General features: G+C 46.8%; 6 protein-coding genes. 3 read left to right on the top strand and 3 right to left on the bottom strand.

The annotated features are described in order from the left end of the window. Positions 1-166 precede the first annotated feature (166 nt). The 3 genes from H6G00_RS00080 to H6G00_RS00070 all read left to right on the top strand — a co-directional run bounded on the left by H6G00_RS00080 (position 167) and on the right by H6G00_RS00070 (position 1,085). On the top strand, positions 167-367 hold the full coding sequence (locus tag H6G00_RS00080; protein ID WP_190795069.1) for a hypothetical protein: 201 nt from the start codon (positions 167-169) through the stop codon (positions 365-367). A 92-nt stretch (positions 368-459) separates the two neighbouring features. Beyond that, positions 460-720, top strand: coding sequence for a hypothetical protein (locus tag H6G00_RS00075; protein WP_190795068.1), 261 nt, complete (start codon positions 460-462; stop codon positions 718-720). Positions 721-740: 20 nt separating this feature from the next. Continuing rightward, positions 741-1,085 carry a hypothetical protein gene (locus H6G00_RS00070; protein ID WP_190795067.1) on the top strand — a complete coding sequence of 115 codons (345 nt, stop codon included), beginning with the start codon at positions 741-743 and terminating at the stop codon, positions 1,083-1,085. Between the two features lie 372 nt (positions 1,086-1,457). Here H6G00_RS00070 and H6G00_RS00065 read toward each other — a convergent pair whose 3' ends face one another. From H6G00_RS00065 to H6G00_RS36460, 3 genes are all read right to left on the bottom strand, one after another. After that, positions 1,458-1,634: a hypothetical protein gene (locus H6G00_RS00065; RefSeq protein WP_190795066.1), complete on the bottom strand. Its 177-nt coding sequence runs from the start codon at positions 1,632-1,634 to the stop codon at positions 1,458-1,460. A gap of 177 nt (positions 1,635-1,811) precedes the next feature. Beyond that, positions 1,812-2,051 carry a hypothetical protein gene (locus H6G00_RS00060; RefSeq protein WP_190795065.1) on the bottom strand — a complete coding sequence of 80 codons (240 nt, stop codon included), beginning with the start codon at positions 2,049-2,051 and terminating at the stop codon, positions 1,812-1,814. A gap of 2 nt (positions 2,052-2,053) precedes the next feature. Beyond that, a complete protein-coding gene (locus tag H6G00_RS36460) occupies positions 2,054-2,590 on the bottom strand; it encodes a PDDEXK nuclease domain-containing protein (protein WP_347278129.1) in 537 nt (178 codons plus the stop codon). Positions 2,591-2,658: the final 68 nt, after the last annotated feature.

Raw genomic sequence — 2,658 nt, 5'->3', positions numbered from 1 at the left:
GATCTGGGGCAAAAAATGCCGCCACTTGAACAAAGAATGAGTAGACATCGGAGGGGAAGAAGGCAAGGCCGAGCTTACCTACCTTACCATTGACCCGTTTTTGCGACACAACCACAACGAGTTGCTAAGCCAGTTGATAGCAGAGAGGGACCGGCAGGCGAAGTTGATGCCGCTCTCAGAGGGATGGCAGGTGCTAGGGTATGCAAACTATAGGCAGTGTTGGCGAAAGATTCGCAGCAAACATTACAGGATTGGGCATGAAGTGGTAGATAGGCGATCGCCTCATGCTGCCGATCCTGAGTACTGGCTAGACATTGAAAAGTGCAGGGCACGAGACTCTGTCATTCCTGCGAAGCGATCGGCTTGACTTTTGAAAAATATGTTTCCATTGCTTGTGCCTCGCTTTGTTGTAGTGCCTAACTTTTGCTATGATGGATGACGAGTTAAGCACTACAAAGCATGGCATTCATTCGCCGCAAACGAGTTCACAAGCGCACTTCGGAAGGGCGAAAAGACTATTTCTACTACTATCGAGTGGAAAACTACCGGGCTGATGATTGCCTCAAGCCTAAGCAGCGAGTGCTGGATTATCTGGGCACGGCTGATGAGGCGATCGCCAGATTGGAGTCCTCAGAAGCCAATCAGGAGGAGAAAACAAAACTGCTAGCACGACTGCAAAGCCTAATTGGTGAAGAGTTAGGCACTACTCCACAAGTTTGAATGCAACTAGAGAAATGACAATGAATGATGAAGAAAATAATGATCCTCTAAAGTGGAGAGATCAAATCATTGAAAACTATTACAAGCATCCTGCTTCTCCAAACAACGCACATCTGTTCTATTTGCTCGCTAGCGAATTAAACACCCAACAGAGAGAGTTACTTAAAACGCTGATCGAGCAATTAGTCGAATTTACGCTACTTGACTTAAGGCAACAAACAGAGATACAGCTTCTTAAAAATGAAGTTGAGCAACCTAATTCCTTTAGTAATGAAGTTGAGCAACCCAATCCCATTATCACCGTTCCATCTTGGGTAAACCTTGATCAACCTCGCCCATCCGATCGCCCCGATCGCATCTCTTAACTATCCCAACCAGGAGCAGGTCAGAAGGCGATCGCCCGTGGCAAGGAAGTGAAGCGACTGGAGCGAGAGATCGGAGCGCTACAACAAAAGCTTGAACGGATTGAACGATTGAGTGCATAGGCAAGCGCACAAAAAAGCCCCAGCAGCAATGCCGGGGTTTTTTCACTAAGGGATTGAGCAGGCACACAAAAGTCTAGTTTGAGAGGCGATCGCCACTGTCACTCCGACAGAAACAAATGATCCAACTGCTCTCACCGCTTCAACTACCCCTATCTTGGCTCAATGCCATAAGTACCCTTTAGAGGCAGTTCATAAAGTTTTGTAAAGATTACGGTTTCGCTACGTAAAAAGGCTGGTGTAGTTCAGAGTTACTTATGAAAGATGTTGTGTTTCTTGGGAGAAGGCGATCGCCTCCTCCCAAGAATCAATCGTGAGCTGAAGTTCTTGCCCTTTTCCAAACTTTTCAATGGCAATAGAAGCGTGAGACTCTAGGTCAATTCCAACGCACTCTGAGAGTGCATTCAATCTAGTCAAATTAACGTCTATCATCGTTGTAATCTCTTTTGCTACTACAAACAGTTACATGTGATGGTGTGGCGATCGCGACCTTCACCTTGCTCGATACAAGGTTCTCAGTGAGGGGAAGTCTAGTCAGTGATGAAACTCTGACTAGACCTGTGATTTAGCGATTTGACATACCGTCAAAAATCAGTGCGGCGATCGCCATTAGCGCCTTTTAGATACCTGGTCAATTCGGATTGCCTCGTCGCCTGGAACTCGAATTTCAACAGGGGTTTTCGGTAGAAGAATGTCAAAAAGTTGAAAAACTTCGGTTGACCAGAAATTGTTTGGACACTCAAAGACGAGCCAGCGCCCCTCCCATTTGACCTGAACAAAATTAGGATCAAGCGGAGATAGGATTCGCGTCATCTCCTCAAGAGTAAATAGGAAAGGTTCGTTGCTCATGATTAAACCTCTGCAACAATGAAACGGTTTTTGCCTTGCCGCTTAGTGACATAAAGCGCTTGATCTGCGCTCTCTACAAGTGTTTCAGGTTGCACAAAAGGCAAAGCTGATAGGGTTGCAACGCCAATACTCACACTGGCTCCAACAGCTTGCACAGCATCTAGGATCGCAAATCCAACTCCCATTTCAAGTGAAAACTCTCGGATGTGTCGAATTAAAGCAGTTTCGAGTTCTCGTTCCTGCGCTTCGCTACCTAGGCTCAAAAAGTCAAAATTATACGGATCGCGCAGAATTTGCTGTGCTAAATCAGTCTGAGGCTGAGGAAGCGTTTGATTGAAATTTGTCAGTGCTCCTTCCCCTTGCCGTCGATACAACCCACTTTCAACTCGTTGAGTAAGAATGCTACGGCTCCAGCCATGTTGAATTGTCTGCTGAATGTACCACAGCCGCTCCTCTGGATCTTTCACCTTGTCCAGCAGCATACAGTTATGGAACCAATCGGGATAGGGGAAGGACTTACGCCTCCTCCCCTCCCACACCACCGGGCATACGGGTCCGTACCACGGCGGTTCAACGGACTTGGTCTTTACCTAGCTAAACTGGGAAT

The sequence above is a fragment of the Leptolyngbya sp. FACHB-541 genome (genome assembly GCF_014695875.1).
GTDB lineage: Bacteria > Cyanobacteriota > Cyanobacteriia > Elainellales > Elainellaceae > JAAUTN01.
The sequence above is the reverse complement of the archived record's forward strand: the minus strand, read 5'-3'. Positions and strand labels throughout refer to the sequence as shown.